This is a genomic window from Silvimonas sp. (assembly GCF_031291215.1).
GTDB classification, from domain to species: Bacteria; Pseudomonadota; Gammaproteobacteria; order Burkholderiales; family Chitinibacteraceae; genus Silvimonas; species Silvimonas soli.
The window spans coordinates 1-1,477 of the sequence record NZ_JARLJK010000079.1 but is presented as its reverse complement, the minus strand read 5'-3'; the positions used below and the strand labels follow the sequence as shown (position 1 = coordinate 1,477).

Here is a 1,477-nt window from a genome sequence, read left to right as displayed (position 1 = left end):
GTTGCGCTGTTCGCTCTTGTACCAGTGGGAGAGTCCCGACCACAGCGGCATGACGCAGAACAGGCTCAGCATGATCAGCACCGGCCCGCGCCGGCGATAGACCAGGAAAGCGCAGATCAAACCAATGGGCAGCGCCAGCAGGATGAGGTTCGCGAAAATGGGCAGGGCGTATTGGTCCTTGTCAAAGGCCATGGCAATGTGCTGCGGCAACTGGGACAGGCTGATTTTGCCGGCCGGCCCGTAGTACAACTTGCCCGCCACATCGGTCAGACTGGACACCGCCAGCACCACCGCCACCGCGGCGACCACGAAGCCCCACAGCCGTATCTTCTGGTAATGGGTGGCCGTGTACGCCGCCATGAGGGTCAGCCCGTAGCCGATCATCATGGCAAACAAGCCGTGCGAAGCGGTGAAGAAAACCTTGTTCAAGTCCTGCGAGGCGCGGTCGGGCGAGACGTTAATGAGAATGACCAGCAACACGGACAGGCAGAAATAAATGGCCACCAGGCCGATGATCCACGAGCGTTCGCGCTTGTGGAGTTTCCAGAGATAGGCGAAGGGCAGCAGGCCGATGAAAACATAGACCAGGCTGAATGACTCGGACAGCCCCAGCGCAATGTACTTGAGCTGGAAGGCGAAATGTTTGGGATCGGAAAAGATGTTGTAACTTGTAATGGTTTCATACTGGCCGCGGCTCAGGGCGTGGAAGAAGCCTTCCACGGTGCGCGGATAGCCCCATTGCATCGGCGGATCGGTCATGCACGAAACCGGCTCATATAAATAAACCAGCACACCGCAAGTCCAGGCGATCAGCATGATGGAGCACGGCAGCCATTCAGTCAAAAAGCCTCTGGTTTCAAAGACCAGCCAGATTGCGGCGCCAATGGAGCCGATGCCAACGATGAAGAACAGGTCTTTTTCAATGCCGCTCATGTGTTGCAGCGCCGGCACGGAGCTCATGCACAGCAGTCCAATAATGAACGCAATGCTGTTGCCGATGAACAGGTCGCGGCCCAGGCGGGGCGAGGCCAGCGCGATGGCCACTTCCAGCCCCATGGCGCCCAGCAGTAGCGTCTGGTGGATCGTTATGCACAAGCCATAGAGAAACATGGCCAGATATAGATACCGCCGCTGCTGCGGCGCATACATCCACCGCATGATGCACGCCAGCACGGCGATCAGCCACGGCACGCCAAACAGGGAAATGCGGTTGATCACCACCGACTCGCTCCACATGAAGATGTCCAGCCCCAGCAGCGTGCCCGCCACGAAACCCGACACCGAGCAGATGGCGTTTTCCCATTTGCGCGGCAGGCCCTTGATGGCCTCCACCCCCTCGATCAACATGCTGCTGCCGCGCGAAACCATCAGCGCCAGCAAGCCGCAGCCCATGGCTGCCGCGAAGGATTCGCCCACTTCCACCCGCCAGGCCACGTTGCCAAAGGGCAGAATGGCCGTCCAAAACCAGGCGTAAACC

The 1,477-nt window shown here is 59.3% G+C and carries 1 protein-coding gene; it reads right to left on the bottom strand.

Annotated elements, in window-relative coordinates; all coding sequences use genetic code 11:
• The coding region (locus P4L78_RS10000) for a protein O-mannosyl-transferase family (protein WP_309327883.1) at positions 1–1,449 on the bottom strand (1,449 nt) is incomplete at its 3' end.
• Positions 1,450–1,477: the final 28 nt, after the last annotated feature.